Annotated in this window: 19 protein-coding genes; 5 read left to right on the top strand and 14 right to left on the bottom strand. The window is 61.9% G+C overall.

From position 1 onward, the window contains the following. Positions 1–29: 29 nt before the first annotated feature. The 9 genes from C0Z18_RS25670 to rfbF form a co-directional block, all read right to left on the bottom strand. Positions 30–1,034 carry an NAD-dependent 4,6-dehydratase LegB gene (locus tag C0Z18_RS25670; protein ID WP_102648275.1) on the bottom strand — a complete coding sequence of 335 codons (1,005 nt, stop codon included), beginning with the start codon at positions 1,032–1,034 and terminating at the stop codon, positions 30–32. Between the two features lie 75 nt (positions 1,035–1,109). Further along, a complete protein-coding gene (locus C0Z18_RS25665; protein ID WP_158244289.1) occupies positions 1,110–2,378 on the bottom strand; it encodes an acyltransferase family protein in 1,269 nt (422 codons plus the stop codon). Positions 2,379–2,535: 157 nt separating this feature from the next. Beyond that, positions 2,536–4,329 (bottom strand): thiamine pyrophosphate-binding protein, encoded by a 1,794-nt coding sequence (locus tag C0Z18_RS25660; protein ID WP_102648273.1) that lies wholly within the window; start codon positions 4,327–4,329, stop codon positions 2,536–2,538. A 136-nt stretch (positions 4,330–4,465) separates the two neighbouring features. Continuing rightward, the gene (locus C0Z18_RS25655; RefSeq protein ID WP_146014096.1) at positions 4,466–5,557 is read right to left on the bottom strand and encodes an NAD-dependent epimerase/dehydratase family protein; all 1,092 of its coding nucleotides are present in this window, start codon (positions 5,555–5,557) and stop codon (positions 4,466–4,468) included. Further along, positions 5,550–6,491, bottom strand: coding sequence for a glycosyltransferase family 2 protein (locus C0Z18_RS25650; RefSeq protein WP_102648271.1), 942 nt, complete (start codon positions 6,489–6,491; stop codon positions 5,550–5,552). Before C0Z18_RS25650 ends, C0Z18_RS25655 begins: the two co-directional genes overlap by 8 nt. Then, the gene (locus tag C0Z18_RS25645; RefSeq protein WP_102648270.1) at positions 6,488–6,919 is read right to left on the bottom strand and encodes a GtrA family protein; all 432 of its coding nucleotides are present in this window, start codon (positions 6,917–6,919) and stop codon (positions 6,488–6,490) included. Before C0Z18_RS25645 ends, C0Z18_RS25650 begins: the two co-directional genes overlap by 4 nt. A gap of 53 nt (positions 6,920–6,972) precedes the next feature. Beyond that, entirely contained in the window at positions 6,973–8,295 is a 1,323-nt protein-coding gene (gene rfbH, locus C0Z18_RS25640; RefSeq protein WP_102648269.1) for a lipopolysaccharide biosynthesis protein RfbH, read from the bottom strand. After that, a complete protein-coding gene (rfbG, locus tag C0Z18_RS25635; protein WP_199189549.1) occupies positions 8,292–9,359 on the bottom strand; it encodes a CDP-glucose 4,6-dehydratase in 1,068 nt (355 codons plus the stop codon). The genes rfbH and rfbG overlap by 4 nt, the downstream gene beginning before the upstream one ends. Continuing rightward, entirely contained in the window at positions 9,356–10,126 is a 771-nt protein-coding gene (gene rfbF, locus C0Z18_RS25630) for a glucose-1-phosphate cytidylyltransferase (RefSeq protein ID WP_102648267.1), read from the bottom strand. Before rfbF ends, rfbG begins: the two co-directional genes overlap by 4 nt. Before the next feature lie 488 nt (positions 10,127–10,614). Between rfbF and C0Z18_RS25625 the strand changes: the two genes are divergently transcribed. The 5 genes from C0Z18_RS25625 to C0Z18_RS25605 all read left to right on the top strand — a co-directional run bounded on the left by C0Z18_RS25625 (position 10,615) and on the right by C0Z18_RS25605 (position 16,029). Next, positions 10,615–11,460, top strand: coding sequence for a glycosyltransferase family 2 protein (locus tag C0Z18_RS25625; protein ID WP_102648266.1), 846 nt, complete (start codon positions 10,615–10,617; stop codon positions 11,458–11,460). Further along, positions 11,457–12,413: a UDP-glucose 4-epimerase family protein gene (locus C0Z18_RS25620; RefSeq protein ID WP_102648265.1), complete on the top strand. Its 957-nt coding sequence runs from the start codon at positions 11,457–11,459 to the stop codon at positions 12,411–12,413. The genes C0Z18_RS25625 and C0Z18_RS25620 overlap by 4 nt, the downstream gene beginning before the upstream one ends. A gap of 13 nt (positions 12,414–12,426) precedes the next feature. After that, complete coding sequence (locus C0Z18_RS25615; protein ID WP_102648264.1) at positions 12,427–13,443, top strand: MraY family glycosyltransferase; 1,017 nt, start codon at positions 12,427–12,429, stop codon at positions 13,441–13,443. 65 nt (positions 13,444–13,508) lie between these two features. Further along, positions 13,509–15,332 (top strand): polysaccharide biosynthesis protein, encoded by a 1,824-nt coding sequence (locus C0Z18_RS25610; protein ID WP_408647117.1) that lies wholly within the window; start codon positions 13,509–13,511, stop codon positions 15,330–15,332. A 280-nt stretch (positions 15,333–15,612) separates the two neighbouring features. Then, the gene (locus C0Z18_RS25605; protein WP_102648263.1) at positions 15,613–16,029 is read left to right on the top strand and encodes a hypothetical protein; all 417 of its coding nucleotides are present in this window, start codon (positions 15,613–15,615) and stop codon (positions 16,027–16,029) included. A 53-nt stretch (positions 16,030–16,082) separates the two neighbouring features. Here the strand turns inward: C0Z18_RS25605 and C0Z18_RS25600 are convergent, their stop codons facing one another. The 5 genes from C0Z18_RS25600 to C0Z18_RS25580 all read right to left on the bottom strand — a co-directional run bounded on the left by C0Z18_RS25600 (position 16,083) and on the right by C0Z18_RS25580 (position 21,655). Further along, positions 16,083–17,189, bottom strand: a complete 1,107-nt coding sequence (locus C0Z18_RS25600; RefSeq protein ID WP_102648262.1) for an MraY family glycosyltransferase — start codon at positions 17,187–17,189, stop codon at positions 16,083–16,085. A 113-nt stretch (positions 17,190–17,302) separates the two neighbouring features. Then, complete coding sequence (galE, locus tag C0Z18_RS25595; RefSeq protein ID WP_102648261.1) at positions 17,303–18,340, bottom strand: UDP-glucose 4-epimerase GalE; 1,038 nt, start codon at positions 18,338–18,340, stop codon at positions 17,303–17,305. A gap of 45 nt (positions 18,341–18,385) precedes the next feature. After that, on the bottom strand, positions 18,386–19,534 hold the full coding sequence (locus tag C0Z18_RS25590; protein ID WP_199189552.1) for a glycosyltransferase family 4 protein: 1,149 nt from the start codon (positions 19,532–19,534) through the stop codon (positions 18,386–18,388). A gap of 34 nt (positions 19,535–19,568) precedes the next feature. Continuing rightward, positions 19,569–20,402 carry a glycosyltransferase gene (locus C0Z18_RS25585; RefSeq protein WP_102648259.1) on the bottom strand — a complete coding sequence of 278 codons (834 nt, stop codon included), beginning with the start codon at positions 20,400–20,402 and terminating at the stop codon, positions 19,569–19,571. Next, positions 20,399–21,655 carry an oligosaccharide flippase family protein gene (locus C0Z18_RS25580; RefSeq protein WP_102648313.1) on the bottom strand — a complete coding sequence of 419 codons (1,257 nt, stop codon included), beginning with the start codon at positions 21,653–21,655 and terminating at the stop codon, positions 20,399–20,401. The genes C0Z18_RS25585 and C0Z18_RS25580 overlap by 4 nt, the downstream gene beginning before the upstream one ends. Positions 21,656–21,840: the final 185 nt, after the last annotated feature.

Below are 21,840 nucleotides of genomic sequence, written 5' to 3'. Positions count from 1 at the left end.
TGGATCGATTCGGCGATTGGCGAATCGCTCTATACGTTGTAGCGATCGGCCTTGTAGTTCGCCAGATTGGCGGGGTCGGTAAACCATTCGACCGTTTTCGCGAGGCCGCGGCGGAACCCGTCCACACCCGCGTATTCGGGCGCCCAGTTGGTCAGCGCGCGCAGGCGGCGATTGTCGGCCAGCAGGCGCTCGACTTCGCTCTTCTCGGGGCGCAGACGTTGCTCGTCGGTCTCGATCTGCACTTCGACACCCATGGTTTCCGCGATCATGCGGACGGTGTCGCCGATGCTGACCTCGAAACCGCTGCCCGCGTTGAGCACCTGCCCGAGCGCTTGGTCGCTGTTCATGACGGCTTCGAACGCGCGCACGGTATCGGTCACGTAGTTGAAATCGCGGGTCGGGTGCAGCGAGCCGAGTTTGAGGTTGCGTTGGCCGGCCGCGATTTGCGTGATGATGCTCGGGATGACCGCGCGAGCCGACTGACGCGGACCGTACGTGTTGAACGGGCGCAGCACGGCGACCGGCGTCTCGAACGACATGTAAAACGAGAGCGCGATCTGATCGGCTCCGATCTTCGATGCCGAATACGGCGACTGGCCTTGCAGCGGATGGGTCTCGTCGATCGGCACCGTACGGGCCGTGCCGTAGACTTCGCTCGTGGACGTATGGACGACGCGCGCGCCGAGGTCACGCGCCGCTTGCACGACGTTGAGCGTGCCCTTTACGTTCGTATCGACGTAGGTGTCGGGCGAATGGTACGAATAGGGGATCGCGATGAGCGCCGCCAGGTGCAGCACTACGTCGCAGCCTTGCACGGCTTTGCGCACGCCGTTGGGATCGCGAATGTCGCCGGCGAACACGTCGAGCGAGGATTTGATGCCGGCATCGGCCCGATCGAGCCAGCCCCACGAATTGAACGAGTTGTAGAGAACGAACGCGCGAACGTCGTAGCCCGCGCGGACGAGGTATTCCGTGAGATGGGAGCCGATGAAACCATCGGCGCCGGTGACGAGGATTCGTTTATTCGTCGACATTGTCGTTCCTTGCATGATCTCGCTTGACGCGCGAGTGTTACTTTACAGTGTAAGCCCACGCCGGGTGGGCGGGACTTATCGCTGGACGATATCGCACTTGTCGATATGCGGCGGCGAAATGCTTTTGCGATAAAAACCGACTATTTTCTTGCGAGCCGGCATTTCCCAATACCGGTAGGTCAACCACGAGGCCGCAAAAAGGATGGCGAGAAACGCTATCGATTTCGCGATCATCTCGGGCGCTAGCGCAGCCAGGCTGTCGTGCGGCTTCACCAGAAAAAGCGGAAACAGATTGCCGTGCAGCATATAGAGGGAATAGCTGATTTCGCCTATCCCAAGCAGGGGCCACCAGCTCGCGAGTTTCCCGAGGTAGCGCTGACTGCTGCAACACAGGTAAATCGCCGCGGGAACGGCGATAGCGTAACCACTATAAATTCGATCGCCGCCAAAGAGCTTGGGATACTCGAAAAGCACATGATCGGCAAACGATCCGGCGATGTAGGCGCACCCGATCACTCCAATGACGCGAACGAGAAGGCGCCGCCCAGCCGACTCCGGCGCGTTGCCTCCCGCTAGCCAAATCTCGGCTATACCCACGCCGGCTAGAAACTCGAACAAGCGGCCGTACGGCGAGTAATAAACCAGCCAACTGCCGACGTCGAGAGACGGCACGACGCCGAGCACGTTTTCCAACGCGGTTCTGACGGAATTCAGTTCGGAAAATTTCACGAAAAGTATGCGTCCCAAGATCGCACCAACGGCGATCAGCACTCCGCGTAGCGCGGAGTGCCGCTTAAAGCCCCCGTATAACGCGAGCGGGATGAAAAACAGATAGAGGAAAATTTCGGCGCTGATAGACCAGGAGTTATTGGCATACTCCTGCGAGATCGAGAGATTAAATCCGTTCAGCGTTGCATAAAACCATGATTGCATGCCCGCGAGGTACGCCGGAAGCGATGCGGAGTAGGCGCTAGCAGCCAATTGGCGGCCCGCGTAAGCAGCGCGCCCGACATTGACCACGTAATTGGCGAGGATAAGCGGGAGGTACAGCGGATACAAGCGGGCGAGCCGCGCAAACAAAAACATCATGACGCCGCGTTCACGATCGCTGGCGAGCCGGTCGGCGTAGTTGTAGTGGATGACGAAACCGCTCAAGACGAAGAAAACGGACATGCCTAGCAGCCCGCACTTCTCCAGCGGCATTGCCGCTATCGTCTGCCTAAGCGGTTGCAGCATGAGCAGGCCCATATGGTGCACGACGACGAGCAGCGCGGCGACACCGCGCAAGGTAGTCAGCGCATCGATCGACGGACGTCGATTAGATGGATTCGTTATAGTTTTCATCTCTGATTCGCCCCCGGACAGTGGAATGAGACGTTGCATGGCCATGTTCAGGCTGCTTACAGATAAAGACTTCGGGCGCAACGGCATTGCTACCGCTGCGCCCGGCCAAGCGACCGTACGACCGCGCATGCTCAAACCAGCTGCTGCGGCCCGATCGTCAATCGTCGTTGTCGAACATCGTCATGTTGCGCTCGAGCTCTTCGCGCGGCAGCAGCGGGTCCATGTCTTCCATCGGGCGCGAGCCAAGCGTGCCGTCCGGCTTCAGGAACGAGCTCGCGCGGAAACGCTGCTGTTCCTGCGAAATCGACATTTCGACGATCCACGGATCCTTATCCGCGAAAACGGTCGCGATCGCGTCGTGCAGTTGCTCGTTGCGCTCGATCAGCATGTGCTTCAAGCCGAACGCTTCGGCCAGCTTCTTGAAGTCGGGGTTGCCGACACCCGAGTGGCGGTCGGTGCCGACTTCGCGGCCCTCGAAGTACCGGCGCTGCGTATTGCGGATACTTTGATAGCCGTCGTTGTTGCTGATGAACAGCTTGGCATTCAGGCGATTCTGCGACAGGAACATCAGTTCCTGAATGTTGAAGAGCACGCTGCCGTCGCCGGTCACCAGGACGCCGCGTCGATCGCGGTCCGCCACGCACGCGCCGATGAGTGCCGGCAAATCCCAACCCATCGAGCCCATGCAGGCGCTCGTGAACCCGAATTGTCCTTCCTTCACCCGGTGGTTCTGATAGGCGATGATGCAGCCGTCGAGCGAGTTGCCGCTCACGACGACGTCGGTGTCGCCCAGTTGGCGCGACAGTTCGTCATAGGCCGCGTAGATGTCGACGTGGTTCTTTTGCAGGTGTTCCGGCGCCGGCATCGGGGGATATTCCCGCTTCCACATCGCGCAGGCATCGAGCCAACGCTGCGTCGGCTGATATTGATGCTGTTTGACGCGGGCAAGAAGCGCCTCGATGAACTGCTTTGCGTCCGCGAGCACCGACACGTCGATGGCGATGTTCTTCTTGACCAGGTCGCCGCGATCGATGTTGACGTGAACCTTCTTCGCCTTCGGCGCGAATTTGTCGCTGAAGCCGATCGCGGAGATCGACAAGCTCGTGCCGATCGCGAGCACCAAGTCGGAGTTTTGCAGCGCGAAGTTCGCGCGGCGCTGGCCGCCCGGCCCGATACGCCCTTGATACAGCGGGTTATCTTCCGCCAGCAGATCCATGCCGCTGATGGTCGACAACGCGGGCACCTTCAACTGGGCGACGAGCTCGCGGAAGGCACTGCGCGCGTGACCCAGCGCGATGCCGTTGCCGCCGATCACCACGGGGCGCTTCGAGGCGAGCAGCAGTTGCGCCACCTGGTCGACGAGCGCCTCGTCGAGTGCGGGCGTAGCCGGCTCTTCCGGCACGTAGCCGCGTTGCTGGTCCGGTTCGATCATCGCCGATTGAATATCGAGCGGCAGGTTCAGCCAGACCGGGCCCGGACGTCCGGCGCGCGCCAGATAAAGGCATTTCTCGAGTTCGTAGCGCACGTCTTCCGGGCGCATCACCGTGACGCAATGCTTCGTCACGGGCGCGGCCATCGGTTCGATGTTGATCTCCTGCGGACCGACTTGGCGCTGGAAGCTATAGTCGGCCATGATGGCCGTACGGACCTGGCCCGAAATGACGAGGACCGGAATGGAGTCGACGTACGCGCCGGCGACGGCCGACAACGCGTTGGTGCTGCCGGGGCCGGTCGTCACGAGGCACACGCCCAGGTTCTCGGTCACGCGCGCATAGCCTTCGGCGGCAATGGCGCACGCCTGCTCGTGATAGTTGCACCAATAGCGCAAATCCTTCGAGCGGCCGACCGCGTCACACAAGTACATGATGCCGCCGCCCGACACCATGAAGACGTCCTTCACTCCAGCTTCCGCCACGCGCTGGAAGACATAATCCGAGACACTGATCGCCATACGATTTGCCTAAAAAATTTTGGAATACGTTGCCTCGCGCTCCGAGGCTCCTTCATTGCTGCTCGATCTACACCGCGCTTCGATCCGGCGCAACATCGTTTGTGCGGCGCGCGAAGCCCGCTTTTCCGCCGACTGATTAACTGCCCACCCCGCGCGACCGATGCCATGCGAGCGTGCGTGCAATGGCATCGTCGATCGGCACGAAAATGTCCAATCCCAGTTCGTCCCGTGCGCGTGCAACCGACGGCAGGTAGGCCGACGGTTTCGCACCCGGCACCGGCGTACCCTTGATCTGCACGCTGCTCGTACCGCCTGCCACTCGCGCCACCGTGCGCGCCAGGTCCCCGATCGACATCGCGTGTTCGCCGCCGACGTTATAGGGGACGCCTGTGCGCCCGCGCGCCAGAATGCGCAGCAGCCAAACGGCGAGATCAGCCGCGTACAAGTACGAGCGCAGCGGCGTGCCGTCACCGCCGACGACGACGTCGCGTCCGGCGAGCGCATCGCGCAGGAAGTTGCCGATCGCGTAGTTCGCTTCGAGCGGCAAATAGGGGCCGACAAAGGCGAAACAACGTGCGATCAACGCCCGAAAGCCCACTTGCTGCGCGGCCACCGAGGTCATGATTTCCATCATGCGCTTCGATTGGCCGTAGACGATTTTCTCCGATGCGTAATCGGCCAGGCCCGCCGGGCCTTCGACGCAGCGGTCGTTGACGACGGAATCCATCGGCGAGTACACGGCGCCGGAGGTCGTAATCAACAGCGCTTCCGACCGGTGCCGGCTAGCCATCTCGATCAAGCGCTGGGTGCCGCCGAGCGCCGCATTCAAATGGCGCTGCGCCCAATCGGCCGATTGTTCGAGGTTCGTTTCGGACGCCGCGTGCAGGATGTGGGTGCACGGTTGCGCCGGAAAAGCGAAGTCGGTAAGACTGCCCGCGACGAATTCGAGCCCCGGACGACCCTTCAAATGGGGCGCGCGTTCGGCAAGAAAGCGCTCGGGCGAGCGGCTGAGCGCGGTCACGCGCATGCCGAGCCCACGCGTCTCGTTTGCCCACAGCAAGCTTTCCAGCAACCACATGCCGAAGAAGCCAGTGCCTCCGGTGATGAACAGATGGGCGCCGCGCAGGCGATCCCAGTCGTCGTCGAGATGCCGCGCGACGTGTTCGAGATCTTCTTGAAACAGCGTGAAGCCGTTCGGAATGACGCGCATCGTCTTGCTCTCAGTCAAAATTGATCCGTTCCTTCTCGACCACCATCGGCCGCTTCACCGTATGGGTGACGAGCAAACCGACGTATTCCCCGAGCAGGCCGAGGAATAAAAAGAGCATGCCCATGAAAAAGAACACGCCGACGCCGAGCGGCGCCAGTCCCATTTGGAACTGATCCCACGCGAGCAGCTTACGCACGAAGTAATACACGCCCGTCAGGAAGCTCAGACCGCTCAACGCGATGCCGATCATCGTGGCAAGCCGCAGCGGCGCCTTGGAATGGTTGACGATACCGAGCAGCGCGCTATCGAGGTACACGAGGAACGTGCCTTTCGATATCCCGCGCTTGCGCACCGGCTTGTCGAACGGAACTTCGGCGCGATCGAAGCCGATTTCGCAAATAAGGCCGCGGAAGTACGGATACGGGTCTTCGATATCGCGCAGGATATCCATGACGGCCTTGTCGTAAAGGCCGAAACCCGTGAAGTTCTGCACTTGCTCGACTTCGGAGATTCTCGTGATCAGTTTGTAATAGGCCTTGCGCATGATGGGCATGAGGCCGCGTTCTTCATGCTTGCGGCGCACGCCGATCGCGATCTTGTAGCCTTCTTCCCACTTGCGGATGAAATCGAGAATGAGCTCCGGCGGATCCTCGAGGTCGGAGGCCATGCCGATGACCGCATCGCCTTGGGCCAGCAACAGCGCGTGATAGGGCGACCGGATGTGCCCGAAGTTGCGCACGTTGACGATGGCCTTCAGGTGCTTGTCGCGCGCGGCGATCTCTCGAATCACGTCGACCGTTCGATCGGTCGATGCGTTGTCGATGAGCAGGATTTCGTAGTCGTACTGCGGCGCTTGCTGCATGACCGCCGTGATGCGTTGATGCAGCTCGGCGATGTTGTCTTGCTCGTTGAAGCATCCGGCAACGATGCTGATTAGTTTTCGTTCGCTCATCCGCGCTGGGTCTTTCTAAAAGTGAATCGATCGTGTCCGGCGTACGACACCACCACGCTGACTATCATCAGCAGGCCCTGGGCGAGCCAAAAAGGAACGCCCAGGATGTTGACGAGCAGCCATAGCCCTGCGATTCCGATCACCGCGCTGCTGCCGTAGACGACGTAACAGCGCAGGTATTCGCGCAACCAGCCGTTGCGCGAATTGAACACGAACAGCTTGTACGTGATGAACGACTCGGTGATGCACACCACGTTCGCGATCACTCCGATGACGACGATGTGAAGGTGCGGCCGCAGCAGGTAATACAACCCCACGGTCGCGAAGTATCCGAAAGCCGTGTTGGCGCCGCCGACGAACAGATATCGCAGCATCTTGTTGCGCGTCTCTCGATCGGCGCGCAACGCCGTCATCACCTTAGTCAGCATGGTATTCGTCGTCCCGAAGCAGACGCGTTGTGTTCATCGGAGCAGTCGGGATCTTAGAAGTTTACGCCCAAGAACGTCTCGATCTTCTCGGCGATGTAGTCGAGCTGAGCTTCGCCGAGACCCGGGAACGTGCCCACCCAGAACGTATCGTTCATGATGATGTCGGTGTTCGTCAGTTCGCCGCTGATGCGATAGTTGCGGCCGATCATGTACGGCTGGCGCGTCAAATTGCCGGCGAACAGCAGGCGCGTGCCGATCTTGTTTTGATCGAGATACGTCAGCAGATCGACGCGGCGCAGGCCCGCTTCGGGCTTGAGCGTGATCGGGAAACCGAACCACGACGGATCGGACTGCGGCGTGGCTTGCGGCAGGATCAGCAGTTCCTTGCAGCTTTGCAGACGCTCGGTCAGGTACGCGAAGTTGCGACGGCGCGCTTCGATGAACTCTTGTGCGCGGTCGAGCTGCGCCAAGCCGCAAGCGGCCTGCATGTCGGTGATCTTCAGGTTGTAGCCGAGATGCGAATACGTGTACTTGTGGTCGTATCCCTCGGGCAGATTGCCGAGCTTCCAGCAAAACCGCTTATTGCAGGTGTTGTCCTTGCCCGGCGCGCAGTAGCAGTCGCGGCCCCAGTCGCGGAACGACTCGGCGATCAGCTTCAGATCGGGGTTGTTCGTGAAGACGGCGCCGCCTTCGCCCATCGTGATGTGGTGGGCAGGGTAAAAGCTCAACGTGCCGATATCGCCGAACGTCCCGACCATCTTGCCGTTGTAGGTCGAGCCGAGCGCATCGCAGCAGTCCTCGATGAGCCACAGGCCGTACTTCTTGCACAGCGCCGTGACGACGTCGAGGTTGTACGGGTTGCCGAGCGTGTGGGCGAGCATGATCGCCTTCGTCTTCGGGCTGATCGCCGCTTCGATCTTCGAGGCGTCGATGTTGTACGTGCCGAGCTCGACGTCGACGAACACGGGGATCGCGCCGAATTGAATGATCGGATTGACGGTCGTCGGGAAGCCCGCGGCCACGCCGATGACTTCATCGCCCGGTTTGATCGCCCGGTCGCCGAGCTTCGGCGACGTCAGCGTCGAAAACGCGACGAGGTTCGCCGACGAACCCGAGTTGACCGTGATCAGATGCTGGACGCCGATGAAGCGCGCGAGCTTTTGCTCGAATGCTTCATTGAAGCGGCCCGTCGTCAGCCAGCCGTCGAGCGACGCTTCCACCATCAGTTCGAGTTCGCGCGCGCCGATCACCTTACCGGACGGCGGAACGGTCGACACGCCGGGTTCGAACTTCGGCGCTTGCGTGGAGAGTGCGCCGTATTGACCGACGAGTTGAATGATCTGCTCGCGCAGTTGTTGCTGGGTGTCAGAAGTCATTGCTGTTGGTACGCGTTGATTTGTGAAAGAGTGACGGCCCGCATGTCGGCTTGCCGCAAGGAGGCTTGATGCCACTCGACGATCCGATCCACGGCTTGCGCCAGGCTCCAGCGGGGAGCCCAATGAAGCAGCGCATGCGCTTTCGCGCAATCGAGCTTCAAGTGATGGGCCTCGTGGGGCTGCGGTGCCTCGTCGCGTGTCCAACTGGCGCCATCGCCCCAGCTAGCCACGAGACGCTCGACGATCCATTGCACGGGCTGGGTGTCCGCCTCGTTCGGGCCGAAGTTCCAGCCGCCGACGAACTTCGGGCCGTCGGTATACAGGCGTTCGGCCAGCGCCAGATAACCCGAGAGCGGTTCGAGCACGTGTTGCCACGGACGAATCGCGTGCGGATTGCGGATGCGAACGGGCGTATTGCTGCTGATCGCGCGCATCATGTCGGGAATGAGCCGGTCGCCCGCCCAGTCGCCGCCGCCGATGACGTTGCCCGCGCGCCCGCTGGCGAGCGCCACGCGGTGCGTGTCGAATGCGTCCGGATGGAAGAACGAATTGCGGTACGCGTCGGTGACGAGCTCCGAGCAGCCTTTGCTATTGCTGTAGGGGTCGAACCCGCCCATCGGTTCGTTTTCGCGATAGCCCCAGACCCATTCGCGGTTTTCGTAGCACTTGTCGCTCGTCACGTTCACGACGGCACGCACGGAGGGCGTGCGGCGAACGGCTTCGAGCAAGTGAACGGTGCCCATCACGTTCGTTTCGTAGGTGAGCACGGGTTCTCGATACGAGAGCCGAACGAGCGGTTGCGCCGCGAGGTGAAAGACGATCTCGGGTTCATGCTCGGCGTGCACGCGCGCGAGATGCTCGAGGTCGCGCACGTCTCCGATCACCGACTTCATCCCCTCGGCGACGCGAGCGGCGTCGAACAGGCTCGGTTGGGTCGGAGCGGGCAGCGAATAGCCGAGCACGTCGGCGCCCATTTGCTGCAGCCAAAGACACAGCCAGCCGCCCTTGAAGCCGGTATGGCCGGTGACGAGCACGCGCTTGCCGCGCCAGAACGCTGCGTTCATCGCCACACCTTCCAAGGCGCCTTGTTCGAGCTCCAGAGATCTTCGAGATGATTTTTGTCTCGGAGCGTGTCCATCGGCTGCCAGAAGTCGCGATGGAACCACGCCTGAAGCTGCCCTTCGTGAGCGAGCTTTTCCATCGGATCGCGCTCCCAAATCGTTTGGTCGCCGTCGATGTACTCGACGACTTTCGGCGAGAGCACGAAGAAACCGCCGTTGATCCATGCGCCGTCGCCGTGCGGCTTTTCCTGGAAGCTGCGCACGGCGCTGCCGTGCACGTCCAGCGCGCCGAAGCGTCCGGGCGGCTGCGTCGCTGTCAGGGTCGCGAGCTTGCCGTGCGAGCGGTGAAACTCGATCAGCGCCGAAATGTCGATGTTGCCGACACCGTCGCCATAGGTGAAACAGAAATCTTCGTCGCCGAGGTAGGGCGCAACTCGCTTCAGTCGCCCGCCGGTCATGGTCTGCTCGCCCGTATCGACGAGCGTCACGCGCCAGGATTCGGCATTGTTCTGATGGACTTCCATCTTGTTGTTCGACATATCGAACGTTACGTCGGACATATGGAGGAAGTAATTTGCGAAGTACTCCTTAATGACGTAACCCTTGTAGCCGCAACAGATGATGAAGTCGTTGACGCCGTGGCTCGAGTAGATCTTCATGATGTGCCACAGGATGGGCCGCCCCCCGATCTCGATCATCGGCTTGGGCTTAAGATACGTCTCCTCGGAGATTCGGGTGCCCAAACCACCAGCGAGCAGCACTGCTTTCATCTTGATTGCGTCCTCATTGCCGAAAAAGGGGAACGTGTATGGCGAAACAGGCGCTCAAGCCTGTGTTATCGGGATTGGTCCGATCGTAGGTCGCAGCGGTTGTTCGCCGCCGCGATGGCAACCGCGTCAGCATGCTGTCGCGTCTTAGATGCACCGGGAACAGGCCTCGGAAGCGGTCTCCAAAGGGGGGGCCGTAGCAAGCCCTCGAATCATCCTTTCATGCGAGCGCGACGTGCCTCGATCGAAATCCTAAAATTATACACAACGGCTCTTCGCGCATGCCCAAATGCCTGGCCGGCGGTATTGTACGGGGTTGCGCAAACGTTCCGCAATCCTGCGGGGCGGGGCTAACGAGCGTCGTTCGCGGGCGCGTTCGGCAGGCCGATTTGTCCTCGGTCATCGATCGGTGCGGTGGCCCATCCGAACTGGCGGTTGTCCAATTGCCCCGCTTTGGGCACACTCACGCATCTTTGCCGCCCCTCGCTCGTATGACTGTTGTTTCCACGCCACGCGTCCCGTCCGTAGACCTGTCGATATCGGTGGTCGTTTACCGCCCGGATCTTTCGCTGCTCGCGCGCACGCTCGAGAGCCTAGCCGTGGCTTGCGCGGCACTCGAGCGCGCGCGGCCCGGTTTCAAGGCGGGTTGCTGGCTCATCGACAATGGCGGCTTCGATTCCGCCGGTGAGATGTTCGAGACGTTGAGCCACGCCGGCGTGCAATGCAGGCTCGTCAGCGGGCACGGCAACGTGGGCTACGGGTGCGGCCATAACCTGGCGATCGCCGAGGTACAAAGCAGGTTCCATCTCATACTCAATCCAGATATCGATCTGGCCGAGGACGCCCTCGTGCAGGCCTTCGATTTCCTGGATGCGCACCCGGAGGCCGGCTTGCTCGCACCTCGGGTCGGTGACGACGAGGGCGGTCTTCAGTACCTGTGCCGCCGTTATCCGACTCTGTGGGACTTGTTCGTCCGAGGCTTCATGCCCGCATCCGTGCGCGCGGCGTTCGCGCGGCGGCTCGCCCGCTATGAAATGCGTGCCGAAATCAACGAGCGCGACACGCTGTGGGATCCACCTATCGTCAGCGGTTGTTTCATGCTGTTCCGTACCGACGCATTGCGCGCGCTAGGCGGTTTCGATGCGCGGTACTTCCTCTACTTCGAGGACTACGACCTGAGCCTGCGCGCGCATCGTGTCGCGCGCGTCGCGTACGTGCCCGCCGTGCGCGTCGTCCATCACGGGGGCGGGGCGGCCCGTAAGGGGACGGCCCACATTCGCATGTTCGCCGCGTCCGCCTTCAAGTTCTACAACCGGTTCGGATGGAAGTTGTTATGAAGCATATCGTCGTGACGGGGGCGAACGGTTTCGTGGGCCGTGCGCTTTCCGGCGCGCTGCTCGAGGCCGGGCACGCAGTCACGGGGCTGATTCGAAGCGACGCGCAATGTATCGACGGCGTGCGCCGCTGGGTGCATGCGCGGCCCGATTTCGACGGTCTCGAACAAGCGTGGCCTACGGACGTCGATGCCGATTGCGTCGTTCACTTGGCCGCTCGCGTCCACGTCATGCGCGATACCGCTGCCGATCCGTTGGCGATTTATCGGGCGACCAACGTCGAGGGTTCACTGCGCGTCGCGCGTGCGGCGAAAGCGCGCGGCGCCAAGCGGTTCGTCTTCGTGAGCAGCATCAAGGCGGTCGCCGAACGCGATGGCGGCGTGCCGTTGCGGGAATCCGATCCGCCGCGCCCCGAGGACGCCTACGGGCGCTCGAAGCAGGAGGCCGAGACCGCCCTGCGCGAGTTCGGCGCGCGCACGGGGCTCGAAATCGTGATCGTGCGTCCGCCCTTGGTTTATGGTCCCGGCGTGCGGGCCAATTTTCTCCAGTTGATTCGCGCGATCGCCGGGGGCATCCCCTTGCCGCTGGGCGCGGTCGCCGCGCAACGCAGTCTCGTCTACGTCGGTAATTTGGTCGATGCGCTCGTGGCTTGCGCCATCGACCCACGGGCCGCGAACGAGTGTTTCCACGTCGCGGACGGTCGAGACCTCAGCGTGTCCGAACTCGCGGAGGCGATCGGCCGGCACCTGCATCGCCGCGCGCGGCTGGTGCCGGTCCCCGTAGCCTGGCTGCGCGCCGCGGGGCGCCTGCTCGGCCGCGCCGATCAAGTAAGCCGGCTCGTCGACGGTCTGCGGGTCGATACCGCTCATCTGCGTGCTACGCTCGGATGGAACCCGCCTTACACGGTCGACGAGGGCCTCGCCGCTACCGCGAATTGGTATCGGGCCACCTATTGATCATTGTTTAGCCATGCCCTTTTCCGCCACTAGCGCCTGGATTGCGATAGGCGTGTTGCTCGCCGCCGCGCTCGCTTGCGCCGCCGTCATCGGTTTCTTACTGCGGACCGGTCTCGCCTGGCGGCTGGCAACGGATATCCCGAACGATCGCTCGCTGCACGAGCGGCCCACGCCGCGCGTCGGCGGATGGGGCGTCTCGCCCGTCGCGAGTCTCGGCATCGCGATCGCCGCGCCGAGTCTTTGGCCGGTCGCGGCGGCCGCGCTATCGCTTGCCGTCGTGTCGCAGATCGACGATCGCCGCGGACTGCCGGCTCGCGTTCGATTCGCCGTGCATGTCGCGGCCGTATGCGTGCTCCTTGCCGTTTATGGATACGCATTGCCGGTCTGGGCTTTGGCCTTTCTCGCGCTCGCGCTGGTCTGGCTCGTGAATCTCTACAATTTCATGGACGGCGCGGACGGTCTTGCGGGCGGTATGGCGCTGTTCGGATTCGGTGGCTACGCCATCGCGGCGCTCGTCGGCGGCCATCGATCGTTCGAGCTTGCGCTTGCTTGCGCGTCCGTGGCCGGCGCGGCGGCGGGATTCTTGCGGTTCAACTTCCATCCCGCGCGTGTATTTCTCGGCGATGCCGGATCGATCCCGTTGGGTTTTCTCGCCGGTGCGCTCGGATTGTATGGGTGGCTTAGCGGCGGCTGGCCCGTTTGGTTTCCGGTCATGGCGTTTTCGCCGTTTGTCGTCGACGCGTCGGTGACGCTGGCGCGGCGCCTCGCGCGCGGCGAAAAATTCTGGCAGGCGCACCGCGAGCACTACTATCAACGTATGGTTCGCTCGGGGCTCGGACACCGCCGTACCGCGCTTTATTGGTATGCGGTGATGGGACTGGGCATAATGCTCGCGATCGTTTGTTTAAAGTTGCCTTTTGGCTGGCAATGGGCGGCTTTGGGTGTGTGGCTTGCCGCGCTTGCCGCCGCCTGTGTCGCGGTCGATGTCAGATGGCGCCGCTTCATGCTTGCCTCCACCGGTTCGAAATGATGACCTGGATTCGCCGAAACAAAGCCGCGTTGCTTTCGTTGAGCGCCTTCGTTTTTGACATAGCCATGTTGGCGCTCGTGTGGGAGAGCGCGTATCTGCTGCGCTTCAACGGTCAAATTCCCCGCGCCTTCTTCGACGGCGGCCTGCGGGCGCTCTTTTGGGTGCTCCCCTCGTACGCGGTGATGTTCTTTGCCTTCGGTCTTTATCGGGGAATCTGGGCGTTTGCGAGTCTGCCTGATTTGTTGCGCATCGCGAAGGCGATCGCGGCGGGCGCGCTCGTGACGATGGTCGCCTCGCTGATGCTGCAGCCGGAGCCCGTCACGCCGCGCTCGGTGCTGATCGTCTCGCCGCTGTTGCTGTTTTTGGGGATGGGCGGCGCGCGTGCCATCTACCGGGCATCGAAAGAGTTCTACCTATACGGGGGACTCGTCTCCCAGGGAAAGCCCGTCATCGTCATCGGGGCCGGCCGCGCCGGCGCGAGCCTTGCCCGCGAATTGTCGCGCTCGAGCGAGTGGCGCTTGGTCGGTCTGCTCGACGACGACCCCTCCAAGCAGGGTAGGGAGCTATACGGCCACAAAGTGCTCGGCACCATCGCCGACTTGTCGCGTATCGCGGCAACGTTTAAAGCTGAATACGCCATCATCTCGATTCCGTCGGCGTCTGTCGACGTGCAGCGCCGGGTAGCCACGCTGTGCCTGCGAGCAGGCGTGCACGCCATGGTGTTGCCGGCATTGACGGCTCTCGTGCCCGGGCAGGGCTTTCTGTCTCAGGTGCGGCAGATCGACCTCGAGGACCTCTTGGGGCGAGAGCCGGTCCGCATCGACACGAATGGCCTGCGGGAATTGCTGGGCGGCCATGTCGTGATGGTGACCGGGGCGGGCGGCTCGATCGGCTCCGAATTGAGCCGTCAGATCGCTCGGTTCGAGCCGGCGCAACTGATCGCGCTCGATATCTCCGAATTCGCGATGTATCGCCTCGTCGAGGAACTGCGCGAGCGGTTCCCAACGGTGCCCGTGCTTCCTGTCGTGGGGGACGCGAAGGATTCGTTGTTGCTCGACCAAGTCATGGAGCGCCATTTGCCGCACATCGTCTATCATGCGGCGGCCTATAAGCATGTTCCGTTGATGGAGCAGGTCAATGCTTGGCAGGCGGTGCGCAACAACGTGATGGGTACGTATCGCGTCGGGCGGGCCGCGATGCGCCACGGCGTGAAACGCTTCGTGCTCATTTCGACCGACAAGGCCGTCAACCCGACCAACGTCATGGGGGCGAGCAAGCGGCTGGCGGAAATGGTGTGCCAAGCATTGCAGCGCACGACCTCGCAGACTCGATTCGAAACCGTACGCTTCGGCAACGTGTTAGGTAGCGCCGGCAGCGTGATTCCGAAGTTCCAGGAGCAAATCGCGAAAGGCGGTCCAGTCACGGTGACTCACCCCGAGATCACGCGCTTTTTCATGACGATTCCAGAGGCTTCTCAGCTCGTGCTGCAGGCGTCGAGCATGGGGAACGGCGGCGAGATATTCATTTTGGACATGGGCCAACCTGTCCGTATCGTTGACCTCGCCCGCGATTTGATCCGGCTTTGCGGTTACGGGGAAGATCAGATCCGCATCGAGTTTACGGGGCTGAGGCCCGGCGAGAAGCTTTTCGAAGAATTGTTGGCCGACGACGAAACGACGTTGCCAACCCCTCATCCGAAACTGCGGATCGCCCGTGCGAGGGAGGCGGAGCAAGCGCTACTGGATGAAGTGCTCCCGTGGCTCACGCAGCACCGTGCATTGAGGGACGAAGAGGTCAGGCGCGATTTGCGGCGATGGGTGCCGGAATATCAACCGAGTAACGTTCCCGAATTAGAGGTCGTCGTGTCCCGGACTGCCTCGCAGTCATAACGGTTCTCGACAATCCGGCGTCGCCAATCGGGTCGCGCCGTTCGGAAGCGTTCTCGCGGAGCGTCCGGCTTGCGTCTGCCTTTCAGTTGAGCCTTTACCCCGGCGGCGGTCTCCAATTGGCCGTCCGTCGATGCTCGGCTGCAACACACAATTCTTCATCTCATTAAATAGGCGGGACTCGCAAACGTTTTCGTTTGTTTTTCTACTCTAACCCTAACTTAGGGCATGTAACGGCATGTTACACTTCGTTGCCTTCAGTAATGCTGAACAATGAAGAACTATGAACGAGATCTTTCAGGCCAAATATCAATTCATATTCGGGGGGTATGTCCAACTTGCCTGCGGGGTTGGCATCGTCTTGGAGTTGGCGCTCATCGGATTGCGAGAAAAGAATAGACAACGATCGCGTCCGGAACATGCGAGGCGCGTTTTGTTAATGATATTGTTTGCGCTCCTGTTGGCAGGGGTCGATTATCTGCGCGGTTTTGGAATTATTGGCGTTCCGCTATTCAAAACCTTTACCCCGGTTTATCGACCGGAGGCGCCTTGGTACTTGGCGCGGGCGGTTTTGACCACTTTCGCTTTGGTTGGATTCGAAGTGCTCGAAAGAATCGTCCGGGCAAAATGGGCCACGCGTGCAATCGCGAAAGGTATGGCACAGCCTCATGGCCCGACCGGCGAAGGCTCGCAGGCATAGCGGCTCAATCGGCCGTCCCGGTAGAGCCCTCCGCCGCTCCGGTGGGCGTCCAGTTATCGCCGGCGCCCTTGGTGCCGGTAAACGAGCCATCGCGGCGATTTGAATCTGACTATGCTCACGTAAAGCCAGACATAAGTCACCGCAAAGAACACGACGAAAACGAACAAATGCACGGTGTGCTGCCAAAAAAGCGTCGCCGGTATCACGCCAATTAGACACAGCAGCCACAGATACGGTGAGGTGAACGAATTGCGCCGCGTGAGTTCGTGCGCTGTCTTCGTACCTACCGCCCACCGCATCAGACGCTTGTAGACAAGCATGTGCAGATGCACCCCGTCCGGAATACCGGGGGACATCCCGCGTACGAACTTCTTTCGATAGATCGAGAAGCAGGTTTCGAAGATGGGGTATACGAATAGCAGCACCGGGTACCACGCGGACACTTCCCGGTGCCGCATCACGAGCGCAATCGCCAACTCGGCGAGCATGAAGCCCAAAAAATAGGCGCCGCCGTCGCCGAGGAAAATCAGTCCGGCCGGGAAATTCCAGATAAAGAAGCCGAGCACCGCGCCCATCATGATGAGCGCGGTGGAAAGCACCACGGCGTCCGATAGCCTGAACGCCACATAGGCCAGCGAGGCGAACATCATCAGCGCGACCATCGATGCGAGGCCATTGAAGCCATCGATGATGTTCACGGCGTTGGCGAGTGCCGCAACGGCCAAGACCGTCACGAGAAACGACACCGCCGCGTACGACAGCACGAAATCGAGCGGCGGAACGCTGATCCGCACGATGGCAATGTGCAGCGCGAAATAAGCGATGGCGGCCGCGCTCATGGTGGCGAGGAGCCGGGCCGAAGGCGTGACGCGCTTGGTCAAATCTTCGATCAAGCCCGATGCGAACGCCGGCAGTCCGCAGGCGGCCAACGCGAAAATGCCGTGTGCGACCGCGGGGTAGGGGCCGAGCAACTGCACGGCCGCACCCACTAGCCCGATCAAAATACCGATGCCGCCAACGCGTGGGACCGGCCGCGCGTGAAATTTTTGAACGCCGCCCAGGTCGCTATCGACCGAGAACTTCTCGTGCAGGTGCGCATAGCGCACGATCAAGAGTGTAATCAAAAGCGAAATCAAGAAACCGAGCGCGAAACTGAGCATGATCGTGGGCTAAAGGCGGACGCGGAATTATACGGCCCAGCCGCGACGGTTCGCGGTCGCGATTGCGATTGCCCGATGGCCTCGAGGCTCGTCGCCCGATCGAGTCGCCCGGCTCAGCCGGCGAACCCCAGCGGATTCATCTCCTGCCACCGCCAGTGGTCCTCGCACATCCGCTGGAGCCCGTACTGCGCGCGCCAACCGAGCAGCTTCTCGGCCAGATCGGTGCTCGCATAACAGGCCGCCACGTCGCCTGGCCGCCGCGCGACGATTTCATAGGGCACCGGACGCCCTGACGCCGCCTCGAACGCGCGGACGACTTCGAGCACCGAGTAGCCGCGTCCCGTTCCGAGATTCGCCACCAGGCTCGCGTCGCGCGCGGCTAGTGCGCTCAGCGCCGCGATGTGCCCCCGGGCCAGATCGACCACGTGAATGTAATCGCGCACGCCCGTGCCGTCGGGCGTGTCGTAATCGTCGCCGAACACATGCAGCTTTTCTCGCTTGCCAACCGCGACTTGCGCGACATACGGCATCAAATTGTTTGGTATGCCCGCCGGATCTTCTCCGATGAGACCGCTTTCATGCGCGCCCACCGGATTGAAATAGCGCAGCGTCGCAATGCGCCAGCTCGGATCCGCGGTTTCGACGTCACGCAAGATTTGTTCGGCGATGACTTTGGATTGCCCATAGGGATTGGTCGCCGAAAGGGGAAACGATTCGTCCACCGGGCAGCGCTCGGGCATCCCATAGACCGTAGCCGACGAACTGAAAACGAGCGTTTTGACGGCGTGCGCGCGCATCGTATCGAGCAGCACCAGCAAGCTATCGAGATTGTTGCGATAGTATTCGATCGGCTTGGCGACGGACTCGCCGACCGCCTTTAGCGCGGCGAAATGAATCGCGCCGCCGATGCGATGCGTGTCGAACACTTTGGCGAGTGCCGTTCGATCGCACGCGTCGATTTCGTAGAACGGCACTTCGCGCCCGACGATGCGCTCGATGCGGCGCACGGCTTCGCGCTTGCTATTGACGAGATTGTCGACGATGACGACTTCGTAGCCGCTCGACAGCAATTCGATCACCGTATGCGAGCCGATAAAGCCGGCACCTCCCGTGACGAGGATCGCTCCCCCTCGCAGAGCGTTGCTTGTCATTCCATTCTCCGAGTGTTGTTCGCTGTTAGCGGGTCGTATCTCGCCCTATTGCGCGCGCGCTTCGAATACCTCGGCCCCCGTCAACGCAAGCAACGTCTGCCGATAACGCTCGACGACGAGCGCTTCGTCGAATTCGGCCGTGACTTTCTCGCGCCCGCGCAGGCCCATCGCACGCCGCGCGTCGGGACTCATATCCAAGATCCGCGCAAGGGCATCCGCGAGACTTCGTGCATTCTTCACTTCGCAAAGCAGCCCGGTGACGCCGTCATCCACCACTTCTCGGCAGCCCGGAACGTCGGTCGCCACGATGGGCCGGCCCATCGCCGACGCTTCCATCAACGTGCGCGGCACGCCTTCCCGATAGGAGGGCAGCACGACGCAATCGGCGTTAGCGATGACCGGACGCACGTCATGCGCCTCGCCGAGATACTCGACGATGCCTTCCTTGCACCAACCGTCGATATCGGCTTGCGAGATCGCGCTCGGGTTGTCCACGCCCACGGGGCCGAGCAGTTGAAACTTCGCCAGCGGGTAGCGCGAGCGTAGCATGCGTGCGGCATCGACGTACTCGGCCACGCCTTTGTCCCAGAGCAAACGTCCGATAAGTACGAAGGTCGGGCGTTCGCCTAGCGGCAGCGGGGTGAGACTGAAATGATCGATATCGACACCCTCGCCGTGCAGCAGCCGCGCGCGATCGGGATGAGCCAGCAGGCGCTCGTTACGGAACGCGAGCTCGTCGTCCCGATTGAGGAACCAGACTTCGCGCGGAAACCGGAAAGCGAAACGATAGAGCGCCTTCGCGACGCGCGCCGCATGACTTTTCTGGATGAACACGTACCCGAGGCCGGTCGTGACTGCGATCGACGGTACGCGCGCGAGCCAGGCGGCCACCGATCCGTAGATGTTGGCCTTGATCGTGTAATGGAAGACGACGTTCGGCCGTATGCGTCGATAGTGACGATAGAGCGCGGTGAGCGTGCGCAGATCGTCGAGCGGGTTCGTGCCTTTCGATGCGACGGGCAAGTCGATGCATTCGCAGCCCATCTGCTCGAGCAGCGGGAATGTTCGATCTCGCGGCGCCAGCACGATGACGCGCACGCCCTTGGCAACGAGCATGCGAATGAGCCCTTGCCGGTAGGTATAGATGGCGAAGCCGGTATTGCAGACCAGGCATATCGTGAGCGGCGCGCCCATACCGTCGGCGGGCGAAACGGAAGCATTCATACGGTCAGGTTGCATGCGAGGCGAACACCGTGCGTTTGATCTTTTGCAAGGCGGTGTAGGGCGTCACGAGATGCAGCAGATTCTTCGCGAGCCCGAGCCAGTCGTAGACGTTGCAAGCATTGAAGTAGCGCCATTGCAGCTTGAGCGTCGAGACGATTTGCCTGCGCCGCTTGGTCGCGCTGATTCCGCCTTCGTTCAATTCGTAATACAGGCCGAGCTCGGGCAAGTTCGCGCAGTCGTAGCGTTCCATCAACCGCAAGAACAGATCGAGGTCCTCGGCGGCGCGGTAGGCCACGCGATAGTTGCCCACCGCGCGCACGGCATCCACACGCAGCATCATCGCCGGGTGCACGAGCGAGGTGCGGAAAAAGCGCAGTCTGCGCACGCTGGCCGGGTCCGTCGCGGGCCGCAGCGAAAAGAGCGGTGCGCCCGTGCGCGAAACGACTTGCGTCCACATACCCAGTCCCGCCACGTTCGGATGCGCTTCCAGGTAAGCACGCTGTTTGGCCAAACGCCCCGGCGCGGCAAGATCGCCCGCATCGATACGGGCTGCGTAGCGATAGCCGCGCTCGGCCAACGCTTCGATGCCGGCTTGCAATGCCCGCTCGATGCCGCCGTTTTGCGGCACCCGCACGATTTCGATGTCCATGTTCGGCACATTCGGCGCGACGATCGGCGGCGTGCTGCCGTCATCGACGATCACGACACGCACGCGCGCGTTTTCCGCGAACGAGGCGAGCGTGCGCTCGACGTCGGCCTGTCCGTTATAGGCCGGCATCAACACGGCGACGTCGGCCAGTGCGTCCGATGGCGTGAAGTGAGGAGAAGACGTCGTCATGAGCACAGCTTGAATCGAATGTAATAGACGTTGATGGCGACGGCCGCGCCGTAGCCGGCGGCCAGCCCCGCCAGCGCGCCGAATGCGCCGATGCGCGGGATCGCCAGCAGATTCACCGCGAAGGCGACGGCTAGCGCAAGTAGCCACTTCGTCAGGAGAACGAACTTCGCCTGATATTTGAGCAGCACGAGATTGCCGATCGCCTCGATGCCGGCCGGTACCGAAAGCCACACGCACCAGCGAAAGATCGGGATCGCGCCGACGTAGTTCGAGCCGAACACGCGCGTGATGACGAGCGGCGCGAGGGCATCGAGCACGAGCGCGCCCGAGATCATGACGCCGGCGGCCAGCAACATCAAGCGGATGACGTTGCGCATCAATTGCCCGCGTTCTTGCACGCGATAGACGAACGCCGGGGCGATCGTTTGGGCGAGCATCAAGGCAAGCGCGATCCAGTTCTCGTTGATCTGCTGCGCGGCCGAGTAACGGCCGAGATCGGCGAACGAGATCGCGCGCTCGAGCATGAGCCGATCGAGCTTCAAGAACAGGTACATGCAGACTAGGCCGACCCAAAAGACGGTGCCCGCGCTCGCGAAGTGACGCAACAACGCGGGCTCGACGCGCCAGCCGAGCTTGCCGCCGTGACGGCGCGCATAGTAGCCGAGCAGCACGAGGCCGATGGCGGCCGCCTCCAGCGCCCACAGCCACGCGAAATGCGGCGCGGCGAGCGTCATGCGCACGAACAGATAGACGAGCGCGAGCTTGACGATGGCCGTGGCCATGCTCGTCACCAACTGCGGTTTGCTGTAGGTGAGGCTTTGCAACCACGAATTGACGACGCCGATGAACGGTTCGCGAAACAGCATGGTGACGGCGAGCCCGGCCAGCATCGCGCCGACGACGGGATCGAATACGCCCGCGGCGATCGCGGCCCAAGTGCCCGCGAGGGCGAGCGCGGATACCGAGATTCGTAAGACGAAGGCGCTGCCGAGGACGGTGCCGAGGTCGGCTTCACCGCGATGGACGATCGTCGGCACCAAAATTTCGGCGCCGCAGACCCATGTAATCGGGGCGAGCACGAGCAACAGCGTATTCGCGTATTGCCATTTGCCGAAGACATCCGGTCCGAAGTAGCGCGCGAGCAGGCCCGCGATTGCGATCGCGACGACGATTTGCGTCAGCCGCTCGAGGCCGAGCCAGACGATATTGGCCGCGGCTTTCGCGATGTCGGGATGGGCGATGCGCCTCAGCATGAGAGAAAAAAAGGCAGGAATCTTGCTCGCCATGGCGCTGCCGGCGTGGAAATGGCGCGCTTTTCGGCCGTGATCTCGTACGACCGTGCAGCGAAGGGGCATATGCGCATTAAAATGGGCGCGACGCGCCGATCGAAAAACCGCAATTATAAGTGGGTTGCCGGCGCCGGCATTTTTCCAATCGC

The organism is Trinickia dabaoshanensis, assembly GCF_002879885.1.
GTDB lineage: Bacteria > Pseudomonadota > Gammaproteobacteria > Burkholderiales > Burkholderiaceae > Trinickia > Trinickia dabaoshanensis.
Note: the sequence above shows the minus strand (reverse complement) of the source record. Positions and strands in the feature narration are given on the sequence as shown.

Bases quoted from the DNA above. Each gene is read 5' to 3' on its own strand.
- C0Z18_RS25605 (WP_102648263.1), top strand. From the start codon at position 15,613: ATGAACGAGATCTTTCAGGCCAAATATCAATTCATATTCGGGGGGTAT.
- C0Z18_RS25645 (WP_102648270.1), bottom strand. From the start codon at position 6,919: ATGCTGACTAAGGTGATGACGGCGTTGCGCGCCGATCGAGAGACGCGC.
- C0Z18_RS25650 (WP_102648271.1), bottom strand. From the start codon at position 6,491: ATGAGCGAACGAAAACTAATCAGCATCGTTGCCGGATGCTTCAACGAG.
- C0Z18_RS25670 (WP_102648275.1), bottom strand. From the start codon at position 1,034: ATGTCGACGAATAAACGAATCCTCGTCACCGGCGCCGATGGTTTCATC.
- C0Z18_RS25580 (WP_102648313.1), bottom strand. From the start codon at position 21,655: ATGCTGAGGCGCATCGCCCATCCCGACATCGCGAAAGCCGCGGCCAAT.
- galE (WP_102648261.1), bottom strand. From the start codon at position 18,340: ATGACAAGCAACGCTCTGCGAGGGGGAGCGATCCTCGTCACGGGAGGT.
- C0Z18_RS25620 (WP_102648265.1), top strand. From the start codon at position 11,457: ATGAAGCATATCGTCGTGACGGGGGCGAACGGTTTCGTGGGCCGTGCG.
- rfbF (WP_102648267.1), bottom strand. From the start codon at position 10,126: ATGAAAGCAGTGCTGCTCGCTGGTGGTTTGGGCACCCGAATCTCCGAG.
- C0Z18_RS25610 (WP_408647117.1), top strand. From the start codon at position 13,509: ATGTTGGCGCTCGTGTGGGAGAGCGCGTATCTGCTGCGCTTCAACGGT.
- rfbG (WP_199189549.1), bottom strand. From the start codon at position 9,359: ATGAACGCAGCGTTCTGGCGCGGCAAGCGCGTGCTCGTCACCGGCCAT.
- C0Z18_RS25615 (WP_102648264.1), top strand. From the start codon at position 12,427: ATGCCCTTTTCCGCCACTAGCGCCTGGATTGCGATAGGCGTGTTGCTC.
- C0Z18_RS25660 (WP_102648273.1), bottom strand. From the start codon at position 4,329: ATGGCGATCAGTGTCTCGGATTATGTCTTCCAGCGCGTGGCGGAAGCT.
- C0Z18_RS25665 (WP_158244289.1), bottom strand. From the start codon at position 2,378: ATGAAAACTATAACGAATCCATCTAATCGACGTCCGTCGATCGATGCG.
- rfbH (WP_102648269.1), bottom strand. From the start codon at position 8,295: ATGACTTCTGACACCCAGCAACAACTGCGCGAGCAGATCATTCAACTC.
- C0Z18_RS25585 (WP_102648259.1), bottom strand. From the start codon at position 20,402: ATGACGACGTCTTCTCCTCACTTCACGCCATCGGACGCACTGGCCGAC.
- C0Z18_RS25625 (WP_102648266.1), top strand. From the start codon at position 10,615: ATGACTGTTGTTTCCACGCCACGCGTCCCGTCCGTAGACCTGTCGATA.
- C0Z18_RS25590 (WP_199189552.1), bottom strand. From the start codon at position 19,534: ATGGGCGCGCCGCTCACGATATGCCTGGTCTGCAATACCGGCTTCGCC.
- C0Z18_RS25600 (WP_102648262.1), bottom strand. From the start codon at position 17,189: ATGCTCAGTTTCGCGCTCGGTTTCTTGATTTCGCTTTTGATTACACTC.